The following is a 24,484-nucleotide window of genomic DNA, read 5'->3' on the forward strand; positions in this document are numbered from 1 at the left end:
AGTAGTTGTTAACTATTTTCTTCGATTTGGAACCAATTGGCCGCGCGAAGCGTTCGCGACACAGCTGGTGGAGTATAAGGGTATGAATTTGAACAAGTTTTTCGCACTTGCAGCAAGCGCGGCGTTATCGACGCTCGCAGCCGCTCATGCAGCGCCAATGAGCCTTGAACAGGCCGCGCATATGGAATCAATGGCCGCAGTCGGCCCCAGCGTCGACGCCGGCAACAGCGTCGAACTGATCCAGTTCGGCATCAACGCCAGCCGGGTCGAATTCTACAATATGACCATTAATGGCCAGAGCCTGTCGGATTATTCTCTGGTTGACGATGGTGAGCTGATCCTCGGCACAAACCGCAAACTCACCGTGCTGGTGCTCGATTTGAGCAAATATTGGGGCACATCCGTCAGCAACACGATCCGGGCGATTCGGGCCTCGGTCGCGGACAGCACCGCCAACAAGGCCGAGCACTCGATCTTCGCTTCGCTCAGCAACGGTGAGACGCTCACCAACCCGATCCCGGCAGCCTTCATCCTGTTCCTGTTCGGCGGAGCGGGCCTTCTCGGCGCGTCGCGGAAAAAGCTGATGAAAGCCGGCAACGCTTAACCCAGCCCAAAAACAGCTTCATCAAGCGCGCCCTTCAGGGGCGCGTTTTTGTTTGGGCGGACAGACGATGTCTTCAACTCTATGGCGATCCCCCCTATGGAGGAACGCCCTCTCCGCCCGAAGCCCCAGATCATGAAACGCCTTTTCATTGTCGATCCATCGCTGAAAGATATACGCGGCCATCATTACATGATGACCCGCGAAGCCACGCGATCCGCCCAGCAGTTGGGCTTCGACGTTGTCTGGCTTTGTTCCGAAGGGTTTTCAGGCGCGCTCGACGCTGAAAAGGCGACCGTGGCGCCGGTTTTCCGATCGTCCATGTATGACGCTTATATCAGCCAGCAACAGCAGGCGAAGAAGCCGGACCTTCTCACCCGCCTCAAACGCAAACTGACAGGCCGGCGGGACGCGCCTCCCCCGGCGCCCATGGGCGGGTTTTTCGAGGATCTCCAATCGGCCATGGCGCAGTGGGAGATCGGTCCTGAAGACCGCATCCTCCTGCACACAGCGGACGGCGAAAGCCTCCCCGCTGTCGCCCGCATAATCCGAGAAACGCCGCTGGAGGCGCTCCCTGTTTTCCATGTGGCGACCCCCTATGACCCGGTCGGGGTGATGCCAAAGCGTCAGGTGATGGAGGGATTCGAACAAACCCTTGAGCAACTGAAAGAGGCCGGCGCGCTCGGGCGCAAGCTGTTTCTCTATGCCGAGAACGCCTATCTCGCCGAGCACCTTTCGCAATTATGGCCCGCCACGGTGCGGCCCCTGCCCATCCCAGCGAGCGCGCCAGAGGCAAACGCTTGCGACGCCGCCCGGACGCGCCTTTGTGAAAAGCTCCGCCTTCAACCCGACAGTTTTCTGATCGTCTCGCTTGGGTCGGCGCGCCTTGAAAAAGGCTTCCAGCATATTCCGGACATCGTGGCGCATGTGTTCGAGCGTGCAACGGGCGACATCCGCTTCATCCTTCACGCCAGTCCGCAGATTGTCGGGCGCGACCCAAAGATCACGGAGGCGATTAACCGGCTGCAAGCGCGGCCTGAAGGGCAAGCGCATCTCCTGCTGGAGCCGCTTTCAGACGATGACTATCAAGACTTGCTGCTGGCGAGCGATGTCGTACTGCTCCCCTATGGCGAACATGAATATCGCGTCCGCGGCTCCGCCGTCGTCACCGAAGCGCTTGCCGCCGGTAAAACCATCGTGGCGACAGCCAACACCTATCCGGGCAAAGCCGCGCATACCCATGGCGGCCTTACTGCAGACACCCCCGCCAGCTTCGCCGACGCAATTCTGGAAGTCTATGGCGCCCGCGCAGCCTTCAGCGCGCGCGCGAAAAACGAACGCGAAAACTTCGTCGCCGCCAATAGTATGGAGTCATATTGGCGGCGCTGCCTGGATGCAGAGCGCGAGGAGAATTCTTCTAGCGGCTAGATCGCGCGACGTTTTCGAGAAACCACGCATACATAGCCGCAAGCCCGTCGCGCAGCGATGTTGTCGGCGTCCAGCCGAGCCCCCGCAGGCGGCTGTTGTCCATGATCTTGCGCGGCGTGCCGTCAGGTTTCGATGCATCCCAGGAAATCTTGCCGTCAAAACCCACTGTCTGCGCCACCAGTTCGGTCAGCGTGCGAATAGACACTTCCTGATCCGATCCGGCGTTGATCATGCCGCCGGCGTCATAATTGTTCATTAGAAAGACGCAGGCGTCAGCAAGATCGTCCGCATAGATCAGCTCGCGCAAGGGAGAGCCGGTTCCCCAGGCGACAACCTCATCAAGACCGGCCTCCTTCGCCTCGTGAAAGCGGCGCATCAACCCGGCCGCCACATGGCTCGATTGCGGGTCGAAATTGTCGCCGACGCCGTAGACATTCGACGGCATGACCGTGAAGGCGTTAAATCCGAATTGTTTGCGATAGGCGTCGCACATTTCCTTGCCGGCGATTTTCGCAATGGCGTAAGCGGAGTTGGTCGGCTCCAGTTCACCAGTCAGGAGGCTTTCCTCCCTGATCGGTTGTTCTGCGAATTTCGGATAGATGCAGCTCGACCCCAGAAACATGAACTTTTTCACGCCATGGCGATAAGCGGCGTCGATCACATTGGTCTGGATATATAGATTATCGCGGATGAAGTCGCCGCTCTCGGTGTCATTGGCGATGATCCCGCCGACCTTCGCCGCCGCCAGAAAAACGTGGTCGACTTTCTCCGCGGCGAAAAAATCGTTGACCGCATTGCGGTCGAGAAGGTCAACTTCGGCGCGCGTGCGAAGCGTCAGATTCTCATAGCCTTGCGTCCGCAACGCGCGGACGATGGCGCCGCCCACCATGCCGCGATGTCCGGCGACGAAAATCTTGTCATCTTTATGCATAAACAGTGACGCCCATTACGTTAAAAATGGCTCCATATTTCATCCGCAGACACCATATTAAACGGAGGCTGCCGGAAATACTCAACATGCTCGAAATGAGATGCGCTTTCACCGGCGCCAAAATTGTAGATCAATCTCTCTTCCGTCATCTGGTGGCGCATACCGCGCATCGCCGTCAGCAGGCAAAGAGTTTCATCCCAGGCGAAAAACTTTCTCAAGGTCTCCGATGGCTGTCTGCCGGGCGTCACATCAATCATCGCCTCAATTTCCGGCGTCAGATGCCGCTCCACAAAGTCGAGATATTCTTCCTCGGTCTGCAAATAGCACTCCATAAGCGCATCCCAGACAGGCCGCAGCTTCGCTGCCGTTGTCGCCCAACCCCAACTCTGGAAGCGCGTTGAACCACGCGCCTCGTCAGGCCCGCCAAAAGGATGGCCATAAACCGAAAACAGCCGATCGTCATCCGCGGCGCGCGAAAGAGCCTGATCGAATCCGTCAACGGCGCCGCTTGCCGGGAAACAGTCGTCCTCCAGAAAAATGATTTTCTCATATCGCTCCATCATGAAACGCATCGAGAGCAACATCATTTTTCTGAATCCGAAATTCCCGCGATTTCGATGAATGCCCTTCACCGGAAAATGAGCAACGCAATCATGAACGAGATCGACCTGCGCTCTCTTGTTCGAGTTGCCGTGGTCTCCATCGATAAAAACATGTGTGAATCCGGACGCGCCCTGCAGGTCCAGCGCATGCAGCACATGCGTGACATGACTTGCCCGGTTATGCGCAAAAACCGCTATGCCGATATCTTTGGCTTTTGTTGGCGCCACAGACGCTTCATGGGCGGCGGCCGTCGCTCTGATTTGATCGACAAGCTCTGCGGCGGTGACGCGTATCGCCGCCCTCTTTTTATCCAGCACCGAGAACGGCGCGGCCTCGCCCGCGGCAAGACCGCTTTTGGCCTCCCGCTTTATCCGGTTTCTCGCCGCCAACGCATAGCGAAGCGGTCGCAAGGCCAGAATCGATAATAATCTCGGCTCAAGCGCGTGATGGGCTCTTTCAAGCTTGTGTTGCAGGGCTTCAATCTCGGCGGCCATCTTAACAGATGCCGTTCTGGCGTCATGCAGCTCGGCTCTCAGCCTTTCAGCTTCGCCTTGCGGCGCGTCGGTCGCGCCATTTTCCGAGACAAGGGCGCGGTCATTTCCGTTTTCCGGGTTATTCGTCATGCCGCACGCGTTACGATCCTGGAGCCTCGCCCCTCGCCACATTTCCTGATATTTCCGCCATAAAGCACTCAATACGGTCGTCAAGACAATTTCATTGAACCTGCCCGACCTGGCGCTTCGACAGCCCCTTTGGGCCGTAACATATATGGCGGGCTGATGAGCCACCATTTAAGCCGCGGTTACAGGCGAAACCGCGCGCCGTCTTTACGGGGGGTTTTGTTCTCCCCAAAATCACGCCAAATAATCGGTTGAGAAACAACGGAAAACCTCATGATATTGTGGCTCGCATCCTACCCTCGCTCGGGCAATACATTTTTGAGAACGCTTTTGTTCAAATGTTTTGGGCAGGCGACATATTCCAAATATAATGACAGCAGCGATATCGGCAAATCGGCCAGTCTGGCGAACGCTGTCGGCCATAAAAACTACCCCGGCGCCTGGGATGCTTTTTACGACGACGCCGTTAAATCGGAAAAGCTGCACATCATCAAAACCCATGACGCGCCTCCGGACGATCAAAAAGCGATCTATGTCATCCGCGATGCAACAGCGACGGTGGTGTCATATTATCACTACCTAGAGCGGTTCTCCACCTACAAAGCGGATATTTGCGATGTCATCGCCGGCGCCGTCTCCTTCGGCGACTGGAGCCAGCACTATCATGACTGGAACCCGGCCCAACGGCCAAACACATTGCTTTTGAAATTCGAGGAGCTGACAGGAGACGTTGCCGGGTCCATCAAAAAGATCGCCGACTTCACCGGCCTTGATTACGGCAAAGACATGCCGCCGGACTTTTCAAAACTGAATGAAAAATTTCCTGAATTTTTCAGGTCAGGGTCCAACACGCGCAATCGTGAAGAGCTGACGGAGAAGGAACTGACTTTCCTGCAATTCATGCATGGCGATCTCATGCAGGAACTGGGCTATTCGATTACTGCTGAAAACAATATGTCGGCGGTCAAAAGCGCGATCATATCGCAATCAGAAAAGCTTCGAAAATTCCGGATCAGCCCGCTGAGCAATCTGACAAACAAGGTGACCCGCTTATCTGAAAATTTTGACGCGCGCGACCGCTATGCGGATGATCTGAATATGCGCCTCCAGATCAAGGCGAAAAAGATCGAAGAACTCGCGAAACTGTCAGCGCGCCAAGGGGATGAGCTCGACCGGCAGCGCAATGAAATCAGCGGCTACAGAACGAAACTGCAAGACCTTGAACAACAGCTCGCGTCTAACGCGGCCTCCCTCGCGCAAACCGGCTCAGCGCTGGAAAGCATGAAAAACAAAAACCGCCAGCTTGAACAGGCGCTCGCGCCTAATGTGGGCTCCATATTGAAATTGCGCGCCCTGCGGTACGTGCTCGCCGAGCGGCGGCGGCAAAAAGCCGCTCAAAAAAGAACGCCAAATGCGTTGGGATAAGCAATCAAAGGTCTTTTAGACCGTTGAGCCCTCATAAACTTGCATCTGCCACTTGCCCTCGCTTTGAAAGCGTTGTTTCACTACCTTTTTAGGGCAGCGGATCAAGAGCGCCGAGTTAGTGAAATTGAAAAAGTCATGACGGAAAAACTGATCAAACTTCGTCCGGAGAACAGCGATACGGATGTGGAAATCGCGCTTCCGGCGCCAAAGGCCGGATTTCCCAGCTTCTTTGCGTGGAGCCTGAACAAGGCCGGCAGCACACTGCTCACCCGCATGCTCGACGATTATTTTTCAGCCATCTCCTATCCCCGCATTGACGTGCCCGGACTTCTTTTCAGAAACGGGCTGCCGAGCAATATCGGCGCGGAGCAATATCGCAAGACGCTTTTTTCAGAAGGCTACGCCTATATTGGCTGGCGCAATCCGGCCGCGCTTCGCGCCAAGGGTTTTCCGTTTGACAAGGTGAAAAACATCCTCCTTGTGCGCGATCCCCGGGACCGTCTCGTCTCATCCTATTTCTCCGTCGCCCACTCACATTCGATTCCCGATAGCGGGGGGTTGCGCAACACGATGTCCGCCGAACGCCAGAAGGCGAAACAGCTCGGCAATGTGAATGAGTGGGTGCGATCGGAGCCGAAGGAGTTTCACAACTTTCTGGCCGGACTAAACGGCTTCCACAAAAACCTTCCGCCGAACAGCACACGCATTTACCGCTATGAGGACATCATCTTCCGCAAGAAAGATTTCCTTGCAGATGTAATCGAATATTCAGGCGCAACATATGATCCGGCTTTGATTGAGAAAGTCGCCGAGAAACATGATATCCGCCCATCTAAGGAAAGACCTGAACACCATGTGCGTCAGGTCAAGTTTGGAAACTATAAGGAACATTTTGACGAGGAAAGCATGGCGCGCACCGCAGAAAAATACGCCGCCTGCCTCGACGTTTACGGATTCAATAATGAACAGGCATTCGGCGACAAGATTATCTTCGCCAAAGAGGGCGAAGAGGCGAAAGCGGTCTTGAGCAGGGAGTTGCTCTAAACCTTGGAACAGGCCGCACTGCTTCCCGCCTCGATGCCCAACACCAAGAAAACGCCATAGCAACACAAGATCCAGACCCCATGACCGAGACCCCTCCATCAGCCGCTCATCAGGAAGCTAAAGACCTCGCCAGTCAGGCGAAAGATTTCATGGAGATCGGGAAATGGAATGAGGCCGCCGGTCTTCTTGAGCGCGCCGTGACGCTTGAGCCGACGCAGCAGCAATTTTTGTCATTGCTTGTTGTTTGCTTCCGGAACAATCAAGACACCCAAAAGCTCGATCAGCTCTACCGGACGCTGCAGACCAACCCGCCGCAATTCGATTTCAACCGCTATGTCACGAATGGCTTGCCCTTTCTGGGAAAGCCCGTGGAGAACCCCCATCAGGATTTTGTTTTCATTAGCGGCGCGCCGAGATCAGGCACTACGTCTTTCGGACGGATTCTCAATCTACATAACGAGATCGCTATCTTCACGGAGCGCTTTACGCCTTATTTCGGCTATCACCCGGATATGTTTTTGAAAGAAAACATATACTCCCCCGGCCACAAGACGCATCGTCACATCAAGCCGATGGAGCGCCTGCACAAGAAAATACGCACATGCGCCTGGATTGGCGACAAGCGGCCGAATTTTTCTTACAGCGCGCCCATCACCATGAGTCAGTTCAAAGACAAAAAATTACGTGTCTTTCATATCTACAGAAGCATCGAAGATGTCTGCTGGTCATACGAACATAAAAAGAAACGCAGCATGGACGAGTGGAGTTACAAACACGCCTGCTTTGATCTCAACACGAATAATCGCGCCATCTGCGAGGCCATGAACGCTGCGGACGGGCAGGACGTCAAATTCTATATAACGGACTACACAAAGCTGCACTCAGATGCCGATTACGCGCTTGGCATGTTTGAAAAGCTCGACCTTTCCTGCGACGACGCCCTTCGCGAAAAAGTGCAAAACTACATCGCCGACAGCATGAAGATTCTGGATAAGGAACGTGTTCTCAGCGATGAGGCCCAGCGATATATCGAAAAGGAAATCGACTGGGATGCGGATAATGAAATCCGTAAGCACATGACGGGGTAAGCGCGCGTCCCAAGCGTCATTGACCTTAGCTTTATTTATACGCTTTCAGTTCTGAAAGCAGGCGCTGTCGAAACTGGTTTTCCTGATGAACGCGCAAGTTCAAAGCCAGAATCCGGTTTTTCACAAAAGAAGCCACGATATAGGCGCCGCCGCAAGCAACCATGAAACCGCTCCAGCCAAGGACGAGCTTCCAGGCGTCTGGCGCCGGCGCCAGAACAAATATGGCGGCGACACCGGCGACAAAGAGCAAACAGTAAAGCGCGGTCATAAACGGTCGGGCGGCGGCGATCTGCGTGGCTTGCAGCAACAGTTTCACAGGCAGGGACGCCAGCCGGCTGCGCTTGGCGAGCGATGAGGCAAGGCGCAATAGCGGCGCCGCAAAACGCGGCGGCGCGGCGGGCGCCGGCTCGCCTTGCGCGGACGCATGCGCCGTCATTGCCTTCAACCGCGAAAGCCGGCTTTGCAGGTTTGCAATTTGACCGGCGGTTTGGTCCTGTTCCGCTTTGATGGCCGCCCGTTTCTTTGCGTCAAAAACAATCGCCTGGCGCTCAAAAAGATATTGCCCGGATTGTTCACTAAAGAGCGGCGGCGCAAGCGCTTCGGGAACAGCCTCAGCTTTCGCCGATGCGGCGCGCGAGGCCAGCTTGTGAAACAAGTCGCGATAGCGCTGGCCCTGACCCTCAAACGAAAACCGCTCTAGCGCATAGTCACGGCAATCGGTGTTGGTCGCCGCACCGGTGAGCACGCTGTAAATCGCCGCCGCAAGGCCGGGGCAATCGCCCACCGGCGCTGTCGCGCCGCGCTCTCCGCCCCCCGCGATTTCACCAATCGCGCCCGTCTCAAACCCCGCAATCGGCGTTCCGCAGGCGACTGATTCAGCCGCCGTGTTGGAGAATGTCTCTTCCAGGGAGGGGATCAAGGTGATGTCCGCCGCCGCATAGGCTTTGGCGAGCATGAGTTTGTCATCAATCCTGCCAAGATTTGTCGTCTTGAAGGGAAACTCACCCTCCTCGGCGCCGGCGGCCCCAGCCGTCACAATATGAAGATCGAGGTCAGGATGCTTTTGATGCAGCAGCGCCAGCGCCTCTCTCAGTTCAGCTCTGCCCTTTACCTTGCTGTTGAAGGACGGAATGTAGAAAGCAATCTTTCCAGATTCCGGCAAACCCAGACTTTGGCGGGCATGCTCCTGAGGCATCGGCACAAACGTGTCGAGGTCAATCGGATTGGCGATCCGCTCAATTTCACAGCCTTCAAAAAGCGGGGACTGACGGACAAGACGCGCGGTGTGTTCACTGAGCGTGACCACGGTAATATTGTTGCGGTTCCAGTTATCCAGCTTGAAGCGCTGCGTATGATACGGGATCTGCCGATCGTCACCGACAAGCTGCGGACAGGCAAAACAATCCTGGCGCCAATGCTCGCACCCGTGAAAGAAATGGCAACCGCCGGCGAGCGGCTGCATATCCCTGATCGTGATGACGAGCGGCTTTCCGAGATTGGAAAGATAGGCGATGTTCTCAACCGAGAGCATCCGCGCCACCCATTGTATGTTGATGACATCTGCATCCTTGACGAGGCGCGCAATCGTGGCTTGCTCAAGGCGCGGCTCGTTCACGGTGAAGATCGTATTCCCGTCATGCTGGTTGGCGCCGGACTGTAAAAGATCCCACTCACCCTTGAGATCGGCCCTCACAGCGTTCACGAACGGCGTTTGCCGGTCAACGGCCTGACCATAGCGCGTCAGAAAGTTTGATCGCACACCCGCGCGCAAGAGGCTTTCATGCACACGCATCGCCGCCCCTCCGGCGCCGCCGGAGGCAATCGCCGAGAACAAGGCGACATTGAGAGGTTTTGCCGATACCTTTTCAATAAGCCCTCGCAGCGTTGAGAGCTGCTTTTGAGAAGCGAACGCCGCCAGCCGCTCTTGCGCATAGTCGAGATTGTCCGAGAAACCGTCCCGCTCACGATAGAACGCCTCTATGGCTTCACCGATCGCCCGCCCATTTGCATGAGGCACAATTTTCGCAAATTTGTGCTCTCGCCCCACGACCTCGGCGGAGCCGCCCGCATCGGTGACTATCACGGGCAGACCGCCGGCGATCGCCTCCAGCGTGGCGATGCCAAATGATTCCGAGCGCTTCCAGTGATCGTCGGAATAAGTCGACGCCATCACAAACAAGTCGAAATTCGAAAAAAAGTCGGGCCGTTCCCTGAAATTCACATAATCAATGAGATCGACATGGCCGCTCAAACCAAGCTCACCCACTAGGCGGTTCAGCCCTTCCAGGTCCCGGTCGTCGCCGCCATAAAGAATTGTCAGGCGAACATTTTTCGACACATGGTCGATAAAATAACGCAAGCCCTCCAGAAGGTAACGATGCCCCTTCAGCGGGATCAACCTGCCGACATTCAGCAAACGCAGCTCGCGCTCGCCATCGTAGAAATCCTCGGTTTTTCGATGCTCGAAAAATCGCGGATGCACAACATTCGGACTAAGCGTGATTTTTTCCGGCGGCACGCCGCGCGCAACCAATTCAGTCGCCAGATATTCAGAAACAGCCGTGAATTCTGTCTGCGGGTCCAGCACCGCGTGTTTTTGAATGAACTCTTTATATTCAGGATTGGTGCTGATCGCGAAAACATCGATGCCATGCGTCATATGAATGGTCGGCGCATGCAGCCCGAGCGGCGTCATCCGCGCATAAAGCCAGCGGCCGCTTGCTGCGAAATGGCAAATCAGCGCGTCAGGCCCAAGCTTTTCAAAAAAGCGCACATATAAAATTTCACGAAGCGCCGGAGGAAGCTTTGGCCATGGCAGCTCCAGACAATCCGGATAGGGCCGCTCTTTTTCAAGGCGCCGCTCATCGCAGAGCATGACATTATGCGCCCAGCCCGCGCCCTGCATGCGCATCAGCAGATCGTAAATAAATGTCTCTGACGGCGACGAAAACTTCTCCGCAAAATGGAGAATGACTTTCTTTCCGCCAGCTCTCGCCTGCAGCGCGCGCTCGATCACATCATCGATTGTGTGAATAAGAGCAGACACATCCATATCGGGAAGCGCAAAGCGGAGAGAAGGTAAATCAACACCCAACCGCGACGCGAGCCGGAAACTGACCGGCAGAAAGGGGTCGACATCCGCCGTTTCAAAAACAAAAGCCGGGCGTTCGCACAGACAATATTTTACATAGAGGGCCAGCGCCGCATTGAATTTTTCACTGCAGCTCGAATAGCGGTCGACGATTTTTTCTACTATGAAGGAATGTTTTTTGTGAAACCGGTAAAGATAGATCGCGCGCGCGTCTTCATCTGTCAGAAAAGGAAAGCGCGCCCGATACATTTTCGCGGTTTCCGAAATCAGTAATTCCCGCCGCTCAGGGGTGTTGCCGGATGACAGGCCGCCATCGGAAAAATGCACGATCGCATCCTTGCATTTGGCGAATGACATCCCGGCGGCATAGGCGTTTTGAACCCACAGCACATCGCTGACAATGCGATAGTCTTCATTATAGGGCCCGACCTCATCGTAGCATTCTTTCTTGACCAGAAACGTGCCGTGAAAAAAATTCAGATGACCAAAATAAACCCCGTCGCTCATCTCCCCCGGCGAAATGAGCGCGTCATTCATCCGAATGGCGCCGCAGACAATATCGGGATTATCTGTCCGGGCGGCGCATTCAATAAGTGACGAAACGAAATTCTCGTCGTAATAATCGTCAGCGTTCAGAAGACAAATATAATCGCCAGCAGCAAGCGAAATTCCTTTGTTCATGGCGCTGTAAACGCCATTGTCAGGCTCTGAAATGAAATAGTCTATCCGCTCACGGTATTTTTGAATGACGTCAATTGTGCCGTCTGAACTGCCGCCATCAATAATGATGTATTCGATATTTTGATAACGCTGATCGAGAACGGATTTGATCGACCGCTCGATTGTTTCCGCCCGGTTGTACACCACCGTAACAATCGACACGCGCGGCGATGACGTCTCTTGCTTCCGGGCGGCGCCCGCATTCATGCGCGCGCCGCCTTCGGCGCGCCGCTTCCCGGTGGTGTCCGGATAGCGCTGATGCGCTCCCACCCATTGCCGCGCGGAGACGGTTGTCAGTGAGTCCTGCGTTTCTCGTTGCATATAAAACCGCCGCCGGCGAACCGGATATTTTCAATTGTGTCTGAGGGTTGTCTAGCCGCTCTTCTTTTTTGCACGCGCGGCCTGCCGTGTTTTTTCTCGTCTTTCGTGTTTGGCGCGGCGCTCATCCTGGAATTCAAAAGCGTCATCAATATCGCCAAAAAACAAAAGCTTTCCGTTCTCCAGAACGGCGCCCTTGTTCGAAATGCGTTGATGCAAACTGCGGCTGTGCGAAGCAAATACAAAGACACCGGATTTATCGATCAGCGCCCGCAAGCGCCGAGCCGCTTTATTCCGGAACTCAACATCTCCCGTGCCCAGCCATTCATCCAGCAACAGGACTTCAGGCCGGAACGACGTCGATGCTGCAAATGTCAATCGCATCCGCATACCGCTCGAATATGTTTTGAGCGGCAATTCCAGATAGTCCTCGAGCTCTGTGAAATCGGCGATTTCCGGCATGACTTCGTCAATTTGGCTGTCGTTCAACCCCATCAACCGCCCGCGAATACGGATATTTTCATATCCTGACGCTTCATTATCCAGCCCAAGCATCATGGAGATGAGCGGCGATATCCGCCCCTCGACGCAAACACGCCCCTCGGTCGGCGGCAAAATCGCCGCCATGGTTTTCAATAGCGTCGTTTTGCCAGCGCCGTTTCTGCCTAAAATGCCTAGCCGGTCGCCATCGCGCAATGTCAGCGTAACGCCGTCAAGCGCCCTTATTCGGAGCACTTTTTCTCGTTTGATCAATCCACCAATGGCGGCGTTTTTAACTGCGCCGACAAAACTCCGGTTCTGCATATGCGGAACAGGATATTCTACAGCGACTTTTGTGAGTTCAATTTTCGCCACGGGTCAGCACCAATATGCAAGTCGATGAGAAAGCTTGCCATAGACAAAAATGCCGATCGCGGGCGCAATGACAGCAAACGCAGCGACGAAGCCAAAATGCAGCGCCAGATTGTCATGCCCCATAATCGGACCCCGGATCACTTCGATCATGTGAAAAAACGGGTTGAAATTGAGATACACGGCGTATTCGTTCAGCCTGTCAGGCAGCCAGAAAATCGGCGTCAGAAAAAATGCGAATGTCATAAAAGCCGACACCAATTGGCCAAAATCGCGGTACCGCGCATTAATGACGCCGAGCGCCAGCGATGACCAGAAACCAATCCAGACCAAGAGCAAAAACCCGACAACCGACAACAGCGCCAGGGGCGTCAAGCTTTTTGAGAAGATCAAGAGCATGATCACGAGAACAATGCTGCGATAAGAAAATGCGATCATCTGGCTCAGGGCGAGCTTGAACGCAAACAAAGCAGAAGGGAGCGGAAACTCCTTAAACGTGTTCGCGTTCCCGACAAAAACCGCGCAGCCGCTATTCACGAACCCGGTAATAAGCCCCCATGACAAAATGGCGCATGTCACATAAGGAAGATGTTCTGCGAGCGGTCGGCCAAACAGATAGCCATAGAGAACGCCCAGACCGATCGCCGTCATGGCCGTGGTCAGCGTCAACCAGAATGCGCCGAAGGTCGCGCCGCGATATTTTCCCTTGAATTCGCGGAAGGCCATGTCGGTCCACAGCAAACGCCGCGACCAGGCGTCCTGAATATCGCCTAATGCGCGGCTCCAATTGGATACTCCGGCCTGATATTCATAGCGATAGCTTGACATTGAATGCGCTTCAAATCCAAAACGAAGAGCGCAAATATCACGGCGCCCCGCCAAGATAAACCCTCGCCTGATCCTATATTCACAGCCCGGTCAAGAGCTTTGGAACATGCCTAAACCCAAAATAGGTAATTTCTTTTCATTCCTGAAGCCATCGCGCAATGCGGGCCCCGCGCCGGAGGCCGCCGGCCGCACACCCGAAAAACCAACCCGCGACTTCGCCGCCTTTTTCCAGCATCTCAAACGGCTCGGTTTCGCCCCGGATTATTGCATCGATGTCGGCGCGGCGGGCGGAACAAAGATCATCTACTCATCATTTCCAGACGCCTTTCACATCGTTTTCGAGCCTTTGCCGGACTTTCGTGAAGAGCTTGAAAATACTTTAGAGCCCTACAAACACGAGATCCATTTTTGCGCCCTGATGAAAACGCCAGGGGAGAAAAGCCTCCTCCGCCATCCGGACCGCTATGGATCCTCGCTGATGCATAAAAACAAAAAAAGTCACGACAACCAGGTCTCTGTAAAAGTGGACACGCTTGACAACATCGTTGGAGAGAACCGTCTCTCTGGCGACGTTCTGTTGAAAACAGACTGTCAGGGCGCCGATCTCTTTGTTCTCAAGGGTGGCGTTGAAACGCTGAAAAAGGTGAGCGTTGTCATCGTCGAGGCGTCTTTGTTCCGCTTCTGGGGTGAGCATCATCCGGACTTCACGGAAATCGTTCGCTTCATGCAAAATCGCGGCTTTGCGCTCTACGATATACTGGATGGTCTGTATCGTCCTCACGACAACGCACTCGGTCAGGTCGACCTGGCTTTCGTCCGCGAAGACGGGCCTTTCCGGAAAACCCACCAATGGTGATCACCGCGCTCGCATGAACAGCGCGGCGCCCATTTCACTTTCCGATAGCCTCAAGCCTGCGGCGTATATTTGAAATTACCGAACGCCGGATGATCGGCGCGCATAAAATAAAAATCGATCTGCCAGAGCAGTTGATCGCCTTTTCTGAACAGCGGCTCAGCAACATCTGCGCATCGAAACCCGCGCTCCTGCAGGTCGATGATCAGTTCCGGAAAGCGTTTCTGGCCAATCAGATTATAGGTTTCGATACACAAAAACGCCGTCTGCTCCAGGGTTTTTGCGGCTCCGTCGAGTATATCGACCTCAGTGCCATGCGTGTCGAGCTTGATGGCGAACGGCGCTTTAAGCTGCAATCGCGCCGCCTCATGATCAATCGACGTGGCCTTGATCGCTTCAAGGTCATCGCGATCGGCGCAATCATGAAAAACAGCCCCGCCATAGGGGTCCGCCGCTTTCGGAAAATAGATGGTTCCCGGCTCGCGTGAGACGCCGGCGGTTTCAAAACTTACATTTTGATGACGCGCCTGAAACGCTTCCAGCTCCGGCCGCCAATCTTCCTTGGCTTCAATAAGATGAGCCCCGGCGGCCGGCCATAGGCGCATCGCCTTTTCGCTCCAGGCGCCCTTGGCCGCGCCGACATCGATGAAGGTCTGCACCTCAACGCCGCGTCCGGCCATACGCTTCAAGGCGGCGGCGTGATCGAGTTCAGAATCTTTTTTGCGGAAAAGACGGCCTAGCATAGTTGCATGACATCCGTTTTCAGCCACGCTTCTTTTCTCGCAAAGATGTCGCGCTGGGAATAATTCTCGACGATGAATTTACGGGCGGCCGCCCCCAGGGAGGACGCCTTGTCGCGATCATCCAGAAGCCGTCCCACGGCGTCTGCAATCTCGGTCGGCTGGCGATGATCGACAAGCACAAGCCGCTCTTCATCGTCGCTCGCCATTTCCCACACCGGCTCCACATCGGATGTGACCATGGCGCAACCAGCGCTCATAGATTCCATCATTGACCATGACAGAACGAAAGGGATCGTGAAATAGACGTGAACCGACGACGCTTGCAGCACTTTTAGATACTGGTCGCGCGGCAGAAGCCCGGTGAAATGCACGCGGTTCAGATCGAGATTGCACGCCTCGAGCGCGCGTTTTTTGTAACTGTCGCCTTCTTTGAGCTTGCGCCCATAGGCCACACGGTCTTCGCCGACAATGACCGCATGGGCGTTAGGCCGTTTTTCGAGGATGATCTCCAGCGCTTTCATGAATTCCGGAAAACCGCGATAGGGCTCCATGCCGCGCGCCACATAGGTGATCAGCTCATCAACGCTGGAGAGATCAAGATTCGGCAGCTGCAGCCCCGCCTTTTCAGAAGGCTTATAGGTATCGGTGTCGATGCCGTCATGCATGACAATCAGCTTGTCGCTGAAACAGGGAGGAAACTGCGCCTTCTGGAAGGAGGTCGGAACAATGCCCGCATCGCAGCTTGTCAAATCCATCTGTATCGCCGCATTGCGCGTGCGCGTGCGCAAATCGTCATCCAGATTGCGCCCCTTTTCATTCAGGAACTTTATGTCCGGCGCCTGTGAGGTGTAATACCATTCAAAGTAGCCGACATATTTCGCCCTGGGCCATAAATCTTTGGCATAAAGGCCCGGCCCCCATCCCGAATGGGCCATCACAATATCGGGCGACAGGCCTTTTTCTTTCATCTTCAGCGCGACGCGCACAAACCCCTGGCCGTTCAGGACGGCTTTTTCAAATCCACCAACATAAGGGTGAATTTTTTCCGTCACTTCCCGATGAGGAGAATAATTGAACGTTTTCAGGCCGGACAGCTGGGAATTTTTCCGCTGCGTACCGAACCATACATCCCACCCCTGACGCGCCAGATATTGTCCGAACACGCCGAATTGAGCGGGGAAGTTGTCGTGAAGAAAAAGGATTTGCACGGATAGGCGTCTTTTTTATTCGCGCATGGAGCGCGCGAGCGCGTCAGTCAACGGTTTCAGAAAATAACTGATCGCCGGTTGCGACCCCGTCCTGATAAAGGCTTCCACCGGCATGCCGGGCACGAGAGAAGCATTATGCAAAATTTTGTTCAGCTCTTCACCCTGCGGAATATCCACCATGACAAGGTAATAAGGGATGCCTGTTTTATCATCAACAAAACTGTCGGCGGAAACGAAATCGACGACGCCGGTTGTTTCAGGGGTCATCCGCGCGCCGAACGCCGAAAACCGCACAAGCGTTTCCTGCCCAGCCTGAATCTTGTCCACATCCCTCGGCGCGACACGGGCGGCGATCTGTAATTTATCGCCGCGCGGAACGATTTCCATCAGCGGCGCCCCGGGCGAAATCACCGCGCCCTCCGTATGCACCGTAAGCCCCATGACCCGGCCGGCATAGGGCGCGCGAATCTGGGTGCGCTCCAGCTTTTCATCGGCTGCAATGCGTCGCTCCTCAAGCTCGGCAATCGAGACCTCGACATCGCGCAACTCGGAAATGGCGTCTTCGCGCGCTTTTTCCTGCAAGCGTTCGATTTCAAGTTCGGCTTCCGCAATAATGCTGGTCGCCTCGGCGATGGCGGCGCGCAACGCGCCGCGCTCTCCTGAAAGCCTGCGGGACTCGCGTTCCAGCGCGCGAACACGCGTCGTTGGCGCAAAACCCTTTTCATTCAATTCCCGAACGCCCGCAAGTTCGTCTTCGATCAACCGGCGCTGATCGCGAAGGGAATCGATTTGCGCGTTCAGGCCGCCAATGCGTTCCTTCTGTTGCGTAATGCGCTCCTGAAGCAGATCAACCTGCGTAAGCCTGGTCGTGCGCCGCGCTTCGAACAACTGCGTCTGGCCTGCGAGCTTCGCTTCGAACGCATCGCCGTTGAGAACCGCAGCCTTTCCTCTCGGTTGCGCAAGGCGGTCCGCTCCATCACGTTCCGCCTCAAGCCTGACGCGCCGGGCGTAAAGCTCCGTCAACTGACCGTCGATCAAGGCGAGGCTGCCGGCCTGGACGGTATCTTCAAGCGTTGCAACCACTTCGCCGGCTTCGACTTCCTCGCCCTCACGAACGAGAATGCCTTCAATAACGCCGCCTTCAAGATGCTGAACCGCTTTCCGGTTGGATTCGACCACAACCTGACCAACCGCAATCACAGCGCCGTCCACAGGCGCGACAACAGACCAGAATATCAGTCCGCCAAAAAGGGCGAGCACCGTATAGAGGCCAAATTTGATATAGAAATCTGCGCTAGCCGGTTTTTTGGGTGAGGTATCAGTCATTGCCGGAAGCTCTTTTTATTTTGTCGCGCGCGCCGGCGTCAAAAGAAGCAACCTGCCGCGGCGCCATTTTTTTCAGAACCTCGTCACGCGGACCGAAAGCGCGAACCTCGCCATCCACAAGCAGGAGAAGCTTGTCTACGGAGCCGATGGCGGTTGTCCGGTGCGCGACAATAACAATCGTGGCGCCGCGTTCTTTGGCGCCTTTCATGGCCCGAACCAGCGCCGCCTCGCCATCTGAGTCGAGATTGGAGTTGGGCTCATCGAGCACAATCAGTTTCGGATCTCCGTAAAGCGCACGCGCCAGGCCGACCCGCTGACGTTGTCCTGCGGAGAGATGACGCCCACCATCGCCAATATCGGTTTCATACCCGTCCGGCAGGCCAAGGATCATCTCATGAGCGCCGGCCGCCTTCGCCGCCGCGACAACCGCGCCATCGTCAATCTGCTCATGAAACCTGCCGATATTTTGAGCAATCGTTCCGTTAAAAAGCTCTACTTCCTGGGGCAGGAATCCCAGAAACGCTCCAAGCGCCGTCTGATCCCAATGCGCGATATTGGCGCCGTCCAGTCTGACCTCGCCCGACAGCGCCGCCTCAACGCCAACCAGAGCGCGCACAAGGGTGGATTTACCCGCCGCGCTCGGCCCGATAACCCCGACCGCTTCGCCTGGCGCGAGATCAAAGCTGACATTTTTCAAAACCGGCTTTTGCGCCGCTCCGGGCCTGCAGATGAGCTTTTCAACACTAAGCGCTCCTTGCGGCGCCGGCAGTTCCGTACGCGGTGTTTTTTCTCTGGCGATGCCGACAAAGCCTCGCAGGCGTTTGAAAGAAACCCCCGTCAGGGCGAATTGCCGCCAATGGCTCGTAACGGTTTCAACTGGCGCAAGCGCACGACCGGCGATGATTGATGCAGCAATCATGACGCCCGGCGTCACCTGCCCCTGTATTGCCAGCAAGGCGCCAGTGCCCAAAATCGCCGATTGCAAAAACAACCGGCTGGCTTTCGTCGCGGCCGTTAGTCCGCCAATGCTATCTGAAGCCAATAGAGAATCGCCACTCGCGGATTCGCTTTGGTCGCGCCATTTTTTCAAAAGGCGCTCGCGCATTCCCATGGCGTCAGCCGCTGCTGCGTTGCGAATTGAAGAAAAAACAATTTGATCGGCGCCGCTCGACATCGTCAGAGCAGACGCCGTCGCCTTGCGTGACAAGCGCTCATTCGCAATCGCCAGCCCCAGCAAAACGATCAGGCCAATTGTCGCCACAACACCAAGAAGCCAATGCATCATAAAAACGAGCAGCAGGAAGAACGGCGCCCATGGCGCATCAAAAACCGCCGTCAGCGCCGGGCTCGCCACAAACTGCCGGATCTGGCGCAGATCCTTGATCGGCATGTCCGGCGACTTGGCGCCGGCGCGCCCTGCATCCATCGACAGATCAAAAACGGTATCCTGTAATTCCTTCTCAAACGTCTCGCCGGCGCGCGCCAGAAGGGCGCCGCGGATGAAATCGAGAACGGCCATGCCGGCGAATAACGCAAAGGTCAAAATCGTGATGACGGCCAGCGTCTCATAGGAGCGGCTCCCAATCACCCGATCGTAAATCTGCAACATGTACAAAGGGCCGGTCAGCATCAAAAGGTTAACGAAAAAGCTGAGGCCCCCTGCAACCATAAGAAATCGCTTCGCGGCGTTAAGCGCGGCGGCGATCTTCGGTTCGGCTTTGTTAAGTTGCTTGCTTGCTGTCACTTTGGTCTCTCTTGCTGAGAGCGATCCGGGCCGCGCCAAGATCGCTCTCAAAACTATCAGACAAATTCTAGACCAATGAATAATTTTCAGCAAAACCGCTAAAATTAACGGTTTTGCTGATCAGATCACCCTCAGAAGAGGAAATCATCGGCATTCAGGGAGGCCTCGGTCGTATTTGCGATGGTGATCGAATCCCCGCCGCCGAGGTCGATGAAGACATTGCCGCCCACATCGCTCGCCGCCGCCAGGACGTCCGCGAAATTGTCGAAGACCCCGTTATAGACCGAAAGGTCGATGACGTCCCCGGCGCCCGCGCCGCCCTCGAAGCCGATGATCAGATCGTCATCGGCGCCCGGAGCGTAGACAAAGACGTCGTCGCCGGAATTGCCGCGCAGGGTGTCGTTCCCGGCCCCACCTTCCAGCGTGTCATTGTCGTTGCCGCCGCGAAGATCGTCATTTCCAGCATCGCCGAACAACAGGTCGTCGCCAGGATTGCCTTGCAGCGAATCATTCCCGTCTCCCCCGTACAAGGAGTCGACGCCCTCATTGCCTTTGAGCAAATCGTCATCCGTCCCGCCGAGCAGCAAGTCGTCGCCTGCCTCGCCTTTCATGGCGTCGTCGCCCGACGCCCCGCGGAGCTCGTCATTGTCGATGCCGCCCGCGACCGTGTCGCCGCCGGCGCCGCCGCGAAGGTCGTCAATGCCGCTATTGCCGCGGATGACGTCGCGGCCATTGCCGCCCAGCACTGTGTCGTTGCCGGCGCTGCCGCGAAGGTCGTCATTTTCCGATCCGCCGTCGATATAATCATCGCCATTGTCGCCGAAGATCAGGTCGAAACCGGAACCACCTTCGATCATATCATTGTCGCCGCGGCCGCGGATCGTATCGTTGCCGGAGCCACCGTCGATAGTATCGTCCCCGTTGGAACCGGTGATCGAGTCGGCTCCAAGGTCGCCAAACAGCGAGTCTCCTTCGACCGATCCGTCACGATCAGCTTCCGTCATCGCATAAATGACATCATTGCCTGCGCCGCCTTCAATCGTGTCCGAATTGAAGCCGCCCTCAATGAAGTCATTGCCGCCCTGGCCGTACAGCTCATCGAATCCGTTTCCACCCATGATGGTGTCGTTTCCGTTGATACTGGCGAAAAAGTCATCGCCGCGCAGCGTATCATTGCCGGTCCCGCCATCAATGATGTCATCCCCGCCATTGCCGGCGATGTCATTAGCGGCGCTACTGCCTGTAATGGTGTCATCACCGCCAGTGCCTTTAAGATGTTCAAAGCCACTCATGGTTTCTGTGGCGCCCCCCTGAGACGCCGTTCCGGCTTGCAGATTAAATTCGGCGCCATTCTCACCCGATGCACCCCAGTCGATCGTATCGACGCCATCGCCGCCAATGAAAACATCTGAAGCAATCCCGCTCTGTACCGAGATGTAATCGTCGTCATCGTCACCATTCAGCGTGTCATTACCATTGCCATCAATAAGAAAATCATTGCCGGAGCCGCCATTCAGGCTGTCATTGCCGTTTTCACCATCAAGGCTGTCGTCGCCAGCGCCGCCCAGCAGGGTGTCGTGGCCGCCGCCGCCAAGCAGGGTGTCGGAGCCGCCGAGCCCTTTCAGGTTGTCGGCAAAGTTACTGCCAGTAACCTCATCATCGCTGGAATCGAGCATCTCTTCATAAAACCCGATGGAGTTCCCATTGGCAGCGCCATTGGTCATGGTGACAAGGCTACCGTTGGGTATGCCGCTAATGGTGATGTCGGTGGTATTGTTGTTATCGAGGTCAATCGTTCCACTCGTTACAGTGCCGCCGGTTACGGTTGCTCCGCTGTAGGTGAATCCGGAACCGTTCAAAACGATGTCATGACCGTTATCCGAGAGCCACGAGTAGCTCGTCGAAAACATGTTGCCGTCTTGGACGTCGAAATCCACATCAGTGGTCAACTGCATGTTGAACCCCTGATTGGACGCAGAAATGTCAAACGTAGTCATAATAATCTCCCCAGATAGCTTTCCATGCTAATACCGCCGAGGACATCCTGGGCGGCGGCGATTCCGTTGAAAGGCTTGCAAATAATGGTCCGCCAACGGTGCGCACCCCACTAAAAAGTTTGTAAATCGGGCCTAAATGGGGCGCGTTCATGTTAAGCACGAGGCGTCAGCCGGCATCTGTGACCCTCATCACACAAGGGGGTTCATTTCCCCGGCGGCGCGGCCTTAAGCCTGTTTTTCAATATGGCTTTCCACGAGATCCGTGATCCCGACCCTGAGCGGACGGATCCGCCCATCCTTGTAAAATCGTTTGGCGTAAGCGGCTTTGAGGCCGACAAGATGCTGTCTGATTTCGCGCAAATTAAACCGGTTAACGGCGTCCGTATCGGCCGCCCAAGCGTTAATGACCATACAGTCGCCATTTACGCAATCGGCTGAGTTAAAATCCGCCGAATTCTCCAGCCAGGCCTTCGCCATATCCTCATCGACAAGCGCCCAGCCGATAAATCCGACGATTTTACCCCCCTCAGCGGTGAAAAAATAATGTTTCCGGTTGATTTGCCCGACAAGCGTTCTCGACCAGAACCCGAATTTGAGATCCTTGAAATTGGGCTTGGTCATCAGATAGCTGACAGCCCGTCCGAGGGCGGCGTAGCTGTTATCATCCCGGAAAGAGCGGTATTGGGGCGAATCCGCACTGGATGACGGCTTCAAGTTTGACATGCCTCTCCCCTGCTCTGCCCCGCGCGACTGCGCCACGCCTGCTTTAACCAGTCCGCTTGCACCGTCTCCTGCCCGTACAGTCTCTGCCCGTACAGTCTCTGCCCGCACAATCTCCTGAATGAGCCTTTGCGCCAAGCCCTGAACGAATATTACACGCCAAGGTTGAATTACATGCTTGTGACTGGCGTCCTACATAAGATCGCAGTCCAATTTTGTCCATATTCAAGAGGAACCGCCGTCCCCCAACCGGGGCGCCGCAGGCTTGGCCCGGCCGCGCTAGAGGGGCCTTTCGTGACAAGCCGCGTCGGTGGACAATTGCTGTGGCGCGATTCATCATCGCATCTGCGCCCAGCCCCCTGAAGAGATCAGCGCCGTCACTTATATGAAATTCTCCATCATTATGCCCCTTCTAAACGGCGCGCAGTTCCTGCCTGCCGCGATAGCAAGCGTTCAGGCGCAAACGGAACGTGATTGGGAACTGATCATTGCGGATGGCGGTTCAACGGACGGGTCCGTAGCGATTGCGCGAGAGCTTGCTGAAGCCGATGACCGCATCCGCCTCTTCACCGAACCGGACGCCGGCATGTATGACGCGCTCTTCAAGGGGCTGGCGCAAGCCAGGGGAGAGTGGATCGGCTGGTTAAACAGCGACGATCTCTACACATCCTGGGCGCTGGCGACTATTGACGAATTTACGGACCATACCGAATGCGACTGGGTCACGGGCGTTCCCGCCTGCTGGGACGACAAGGGGCGCTTGCGGTATCTGAGACCCGCCGGGCGCTATTCCCAAAAGCGCATCGCCGCAGGCTGGCATCACGACAGGCTGCTCGGCAATCTGCAGCAGGAAAGCATCTTCTTTTCCCGCCGGCTTCTAGAAAGGCTGACGCCGGACGAGACCTCACAGATTCGCAAAATGAAACTCGCAGGGGACTATTATCTGTGGCGCCGGTTTGCGCGCCACGCTCCACTGGATGTTATTCCTTCCGTACTCGGCGGATTTCGCCGTCACGAAAAAAATATGTCGACGGTGAACGCAGAAGACTATCGCAAAGAAGTCATGAGCACGCAGCCGTTCACCCTGCCCGCTCCCCTCGCGCAAGCCGCCGCGCTGCTCTGGCGCATGCGGAGTTCATGGGAGCTCATGCGCAGCGCCAATGAGGCCGACCAGAAGATGCAGGCGCAACTGCGGAAACGCTAACGCTCTCCATCAAGCGCCTTCACGTCCGCCTCGACCATATCGCGGACAAGCTCGTCAAAAGTAACCTTGTGCTTCCAGCCGAGTTTGGTGTTGGCTTTTCTGGGATCGGCCAGCAACAAATCGACTTCTGTGGGCCTGAAATAGCGCGAATCCACTTCAATGATGGTGTCGCCGGTTTCCTTGTTGACGCCGGTCTCACCAACCCCCTGGCCACGCCATTCAACGCCGATACCGACAAGCGCGAAAGCCTTTTCGACGAATTCGCGTACGGAATGCGTCTCTCCCGTCCCCAGCACATAGTCATCGGCGTCCGGCTGCTGCATCATCATCCACATTCCCTCGACATAATCGCGCGCATGCCCCCAGTCGCGCTTTGCGTCGAGATTGCCGAGGAAGATCTTCTTTTGAAGGCCTTTTGCGATGCGCGCCACGGCGCGCGTAATCTTTCGCGTAACGAATGTTTCGCCGCGCATCGGGCTTTCATGGTTGAAGAGAATGCCGTTGGAAGCGTGCATGCCATAGGCCTCGCGATAGTTCACTGTGATCCAGTAAGCGTAAAGTTTCGCGGCCGCATAAGGACTGCGCGGATAAAAAGGCGTTGTTTCTGATTGTGGCGTTTCCTGAACGAGACCGTACAGCTCCGATGTCGACGCCTGATAATACCGCACCCGGTCTTCCATTTTCAGAATACGGATCGCCTCAAGGAGACGCAACGCACCAACAGCGTCCGCATTCGCGGTATATTCCGGCGTTTCAAAACTCACATGCACATGGGATTGCGCACCAAGATTATAGATCTCGTCGGGCTGCGTTTCCTGAACTAGGCGGATCAGATTGGTTGAATCCGTCAAATCGCCGAAATGCAGGAAAAACCGCGCTTCAGGCTCGTGAAAATCCTTGTAGATATCGTCCACCCGGCCCGTATTGAACGAGGAAGACCGGCGCTTGACGCCATGCACGATATAGCCTTTTTCGAGAAGCAACCGCGCGAGATAAGCGCCGTCTTGCCCCGTCACGCCCGTGATCAGAGCTGTTTTGTTCGTCATCACATTAATCCTGATTATCTGCGAGCAGACCCGCCGCCAGGCAGGCCAAAAATTGGCTCCCGTCTTCGGCGATATTCGGCCTCATGGCAAGTAT

Annotated in this window: 19 protein-coding genes; 7 read left to right on the forward strand and 12 right to left on the reverse strand. The window is 55.7% G+C overall.

Features of this window, described 5'->3' with window-relative positions:
- Nucleotides 1-82: 82 nt before the first annotated feature.
- Nucleotides 83-604: a hypothetical protein gene (locus ACFOOP_RS03240; protein ID WP_379879427.1), complete on the forward strand. Its 522-nt coding sequence runs from the start codon at nt 83-85 to the stop codon at nt 602-604.
- 132 nt (nt 605-736) lie between these two features.
- The gene (locus tag ACFOOP_RS03245; RefSeq protein WP_379879428.1) at nt 737-2,029 is read left to right on the forward strand and encodes a glycosyltransferase; all 1,293 of its coding nucleotides are present in this window, start codon (nt 737-739) and stop codon (nt 2,027-2,029) included.
- On the opposite strand, the gene ACFOOP_RS03250 is transcribed toward ACFOOP_RS03245, so the two are convergent.
- Together ACFOOP_RS03250 and ACFOOP_RS03255 are read right to left on the reverse strand one after the other, a co-directional pair.
- Nucleotides 2,019-2,960 carry a GDP-L-fucose synthase family protein gene (locus ACFOOP_RS03250; protein WP_379879429.1) on the reverse strand — a complete coding sequence of 314 codons (942 nt, stop codon included), beginning with the start codon at nt 2,958-2,960 and terminating at the stop codon, nt 2,019-2,021. The two genes, ACFOOP_RS03245 and ACFOOP_RS03250, sit on opposite strands and share 11 nt — an antisense overlap.
- Nucleotides 2,961-2,980: 20 nt before the next feature.
- Entirely contained in the window at nt 2,981-4,186 is a 1,206-nt protein-coding gene (locus ACFOOP_RS03255; protein WP_379879430.1) for a hypothetical protein, read from the reverse strand.
- A 270-nt stretch (nt 4,187-4,456) separates the two neighbouring features.
- Here ACFOOP_RS03255 and ACFOOP_RS03260 point away from each other — a divergent pair, with 270 nt between their 5' ends.
- The 3 genes from ACFOOP_RS03260 to ACFOOP_RS03270 all read left to right on the forward strand — a co-directional run bounded on the left by ACFOOP_RS03260 (nt 4,457) and on the right by ACFOOP_RS03270 (nt 7,740).
- A complete protein-coding gene (locus ACFOOP_RS03260; protein ID WP_379879431.1) occupies nt 4,457-5,608 on the forward strand; it encodes a sulfotransferase domain-containing protein in 1,152 nt (383 codons plus the stop codon).
- A gap of 135 nt (nt 5,609-5,743) precedes the next feature.
- Complete coding sequence (locus tag ACFOOP_RS03265) at nt 5,744-6,652, forward strand: sulfotransferase domain-containing protein (protein WP_379879432.1); 909 nt, start codon at nt 5,744-5,746, stop codon at nt 6,650-6,652.
- A gap of 80 nt (nt 6,653-6,732) precedes the next feature.
- A complete protein-coding gene (locus tag ACFOOP_RS03270) occupies nt 6,733-7,740 on the forward strand; it encodes a sulfotransferase domain-containing protein (RefSeq protein ID WP_379879433.1) in 1,008 nt (335 codons plus the stop codon).
- Between the two features lie 31 nt (nt 7,741-7,771).
- Here ACFOOP_RS03270 and ACFOOP_RS03275 read toward each other — a convergent pair whose 3' ends face one another.
- The 3 genes from ACFOOP_RS03275 to ACFOOP_RS03285 are packed head-to-tail and all read right to left on the reverse strand — an operon-like array spanning nt 7,772 to nt 13,549.
- Entirely contained in the window at nt 7,772-11,872 is a 4,101-nt protein-coding gene (locus ACFOOP_RS03275; RefSeq protein WP_379879434.1) for a glycosyltransferase, read from the reverse strand.
- Between the two features lie 51 nt (nt 11,873-11,923).
- Entirely contained in the window at nt 11,924-12,724 is an 801-nt protein-coding gene (locus ACFOOP_RS03280; protein WP_379879435.1) for an ABC transporter ATP-binding protein, read from the reverse strand.
- A gap of 3 nt (nt 12,725-12,727) precedes the next feature.
- Entirely contained in the window at nt 12,728-13,549 is an 822-nt protein-coding gene (locus ACFOOP_RS03285; RefSeq protein WP_379879436.1) for an ABC transporter permease, read from the reverse strand.
- Nucleotides 13,550-13,655: 106 nt separating this feature from the next.
- Between ACFOOP_RS03285 and ACFOOP_RS03290 the strand changes: the two genes are divergently transcribed.
- Nucleotides 13,656-14,405 carry an FkbM family methyltransferase gene (locus tag ACFOOP_RS03290; protein ID WP_379879437.1) on the forward strand — a complete coding sequence of 250 codons (750 nt, stop codon included), beginning with the start codon at nt 13,656-13,658 and terminating at the stop codon, nt 14,403-14,405.
- Between the two features lie 50 nt (nt 14,406-14,455).
- Here ACFOOP_RS03290 and ACFOOP_RS03295 read toward each other — a convergent pair whose 3' ends face one another.
- The 6 genes from ACFOOP_RS03295 to ACFOOP_RS03320 form a co-directional block, all read right to left on the reverse strand.
- Nucleotides 14,456-15,145, reverse strand: coding sequence for an FkbM family methyltransferase (locus ACFOOP_RS03295; RefSeq protein WP_379879438.1), 690 nt, complete (start codon nt 15,143-15,145; stop codon nt 14,456-14,458).
- Nucleotides 15,139-16,353 (reverse strand): glycosyltransferase, encoded by a 1,215-nt coding sequence (locus ACFOOP_RS03300; protein WP_379879439.1) that lies wholly within the window; start codon nt 16,351-16,353, stop codon nt 15,139-15,141. The genes ACFOOP_RS03295 and ACFOOP_RS03300 overlap by 7 nt, the downstream gene beginning before the upstream one ends.
- 15 nt (nt 16,354-16,368) lie before the next feature.
- Nucleotides 16,369-17,679, reverse strand: a complete 1,311-nt coding sequence (locus tag ACFOOP_RS03305; protein ID WP_379879440.1) for an HlyD family type I secretion periplasmic adaptor subunit — start codon at nt 17,677-17,679, stop codon at nt 16,369-16,371.
- A complete protein-coding gene (locus tag ACFOOP_RS03310; protein WP_379879441.1) occupies nt 17,672-19,423 on the reverse strand; it encodes a type I secretion system permease/ATPase in 1,752 nt (583 codons plus the stop codon). Before ACFOOP_RS03310 ends, ACFOOP_RS03305 begins: the two co-directional genes overlap by 8 nt.
- A gap of 131 nt (nt 19,424-19,554) precedes the next feature.
- Entirely contained in the window at nt 19,555-21,420 is a 1,866-nt protein-coding gene (locus ACFOOP_RS03315; protein WP_379879442.1) for a calcium-binding protein, read from the reverse strand.
- Between the two features lie 225 nt (nt 21,421-21,645).
- Complete coding sequence (locus ACFOOP_RS03320; protein WP_379879443.1) at nt 21,646-22,143, reverse strand: toxin-activating lysine-acyltransferase; 498 nt, start codon at nt 22,141-22,143, stop codon at nt 21,646-21,648.
- A gap of 307 nt (nt 22,144-22,450) precedes the next feature.
- On the opposite strand from ACFOOP_RS03320, the gene ACFOOP_RS03325 reads away from it, so the two are divergent.
- Entirely contained in the window at nt 22,451-23,344 is an 894-nt protein-coding gene (locus ACFOOP_RS03325; RefSeq protein ID WP_379879444.1) for a glycosyltransferase, read from the forward strand.
- On the opposite strand, the gene gmd is transcribed toward ACFOOP_RS03325, so the two are convergent.
- On the reverse strand, nt 23,341-24,390 hold the full coding sequence (gmd, locus tag ACFOOP_RS03330; RefSeq protein WP_379879445.1) for a GDP-mannose 4,6-dehydratase: 1,050 nt from the start codon (nt 24,388-24,390) through the stop codon (nt 23,341-23,343). The genes ACFOOP_RS03325 and gmd overlap by 4 nt on opposite strands.
- Nucleotides 24,391-24,484 lie beyond the last annotated feature (94 nt).

It is taken from the genome of Hyphococcus aureus (assembly GCF_042643165.1).
GTDB classification, from domain to species: domain Bacteria; phylum Pseudomonadota; class Alphaproteobacteria; order Caulobacterales; family Parvularculaceae; genus Hyphococcus; species Hyphococcus aureus.

Coding starts and splice junctions, on each gene's coding strand:
- ACFOOP_RS03265 (WP_379879432.1), top strand. CDS start 5,744: ATGACGGAAAAACTGATCAAACTTCGTCCGGAGAACAGCGATACGGAT.
- ACFOOP_RS03240 (WP_379879427.1), top strand. CDS start 83: ATGAATTTGAACAAGTTTTTCGCACTTGCAGCAAGCGCGGCGTTATCG.
- ACFOOP_RS03245 (WP_379879428.1), top strand. CDS start 737: ATGAAACGCCTTTTCATTGTCGATCCATCGCTGAAAGATATACGCGGC.
- ACFOOP_RS03320 (WP_379879443.1), bottom strand. CDS start 22,143: ATGTCAAACTTGAAGCCGTCATCCAGTGCGGATTCGCCCCAATACCGC.
- gmd (WP_379879445.1), bottom strand. CDS start 24,390: ATGACGAACAAAACAGCTCTGATCACGGGCGTGACGGGGCAAGACGGC.
- ACFOOP_RS03255 (WP_379879430.1), bottom strand. CDS start 4,186: ATGACGAATAACCCGGAAAACGGAAATGACCGCGCCCTTGTCTCGGAA.
- ACFOOP_RS03305 (WP_379879440.1), bottom strand. CDS start 17,679: ATGACTGATACCTCACCCAAAAAACCGGCTAGCGCAGATTTCTATATC.
- ACFOOP_RS03275 (WP_379879434.1), bottom strand. CDS start 11,872: ATGCAACGAGAAACGCAGGACTCACTGACAACCGTCTCCGCGCGGCAA.
- ACFOOP_RS03250 (WP_379879429.1), bottom strand. CDS start 2,960: ATGCATAAAGATGACAAGATTTTCGTCGCCGGACATCGCGGCATGGTG.
- ACFOOP_RS03260 (WP_379879431.1), top strand. CDS start 4,457: ATGATATTGTGGCTCGCATCCTACCCTCGCTCGGGCAATACATTTTTG.
- ACFOOP_RS03315 (WP_379879442.1), bottom strand. CDS start 21,420: ATGACTACGTTTGACATTTCTGCGTCCAATCAGGGGTTCAACATGCAG.
- ACFOOP_RS03270 (WP_379879433.1), top strand. CDS start 6,733: ATGACCGAGACCCCTCCATCAGCCGCTCATCAGGAAGCTAAAGACCTC.
- ACFOOP_RS03290 (WP_379879437.1), top strand. CDS start 13,656: ATGCCTAAACCCAAAATAGGTAATTTCTTTTCATTCCTGAAGCCATCG.
- ACFOOP_RS03285 (WP_379879436.1), bottom strand. CDS start 13,549: ATGTCAAGCTATCGCTATGAATATCAGGCCGGAGTATCCAATTGGAGC.
- ACFOOP_RS03295 (WP_379879438.1), bottom strand. CDS start 15,145: ATGCTAGGCCGTCTTTTCCGCAAAAAAGATTCTGAACTCGATCACGCC.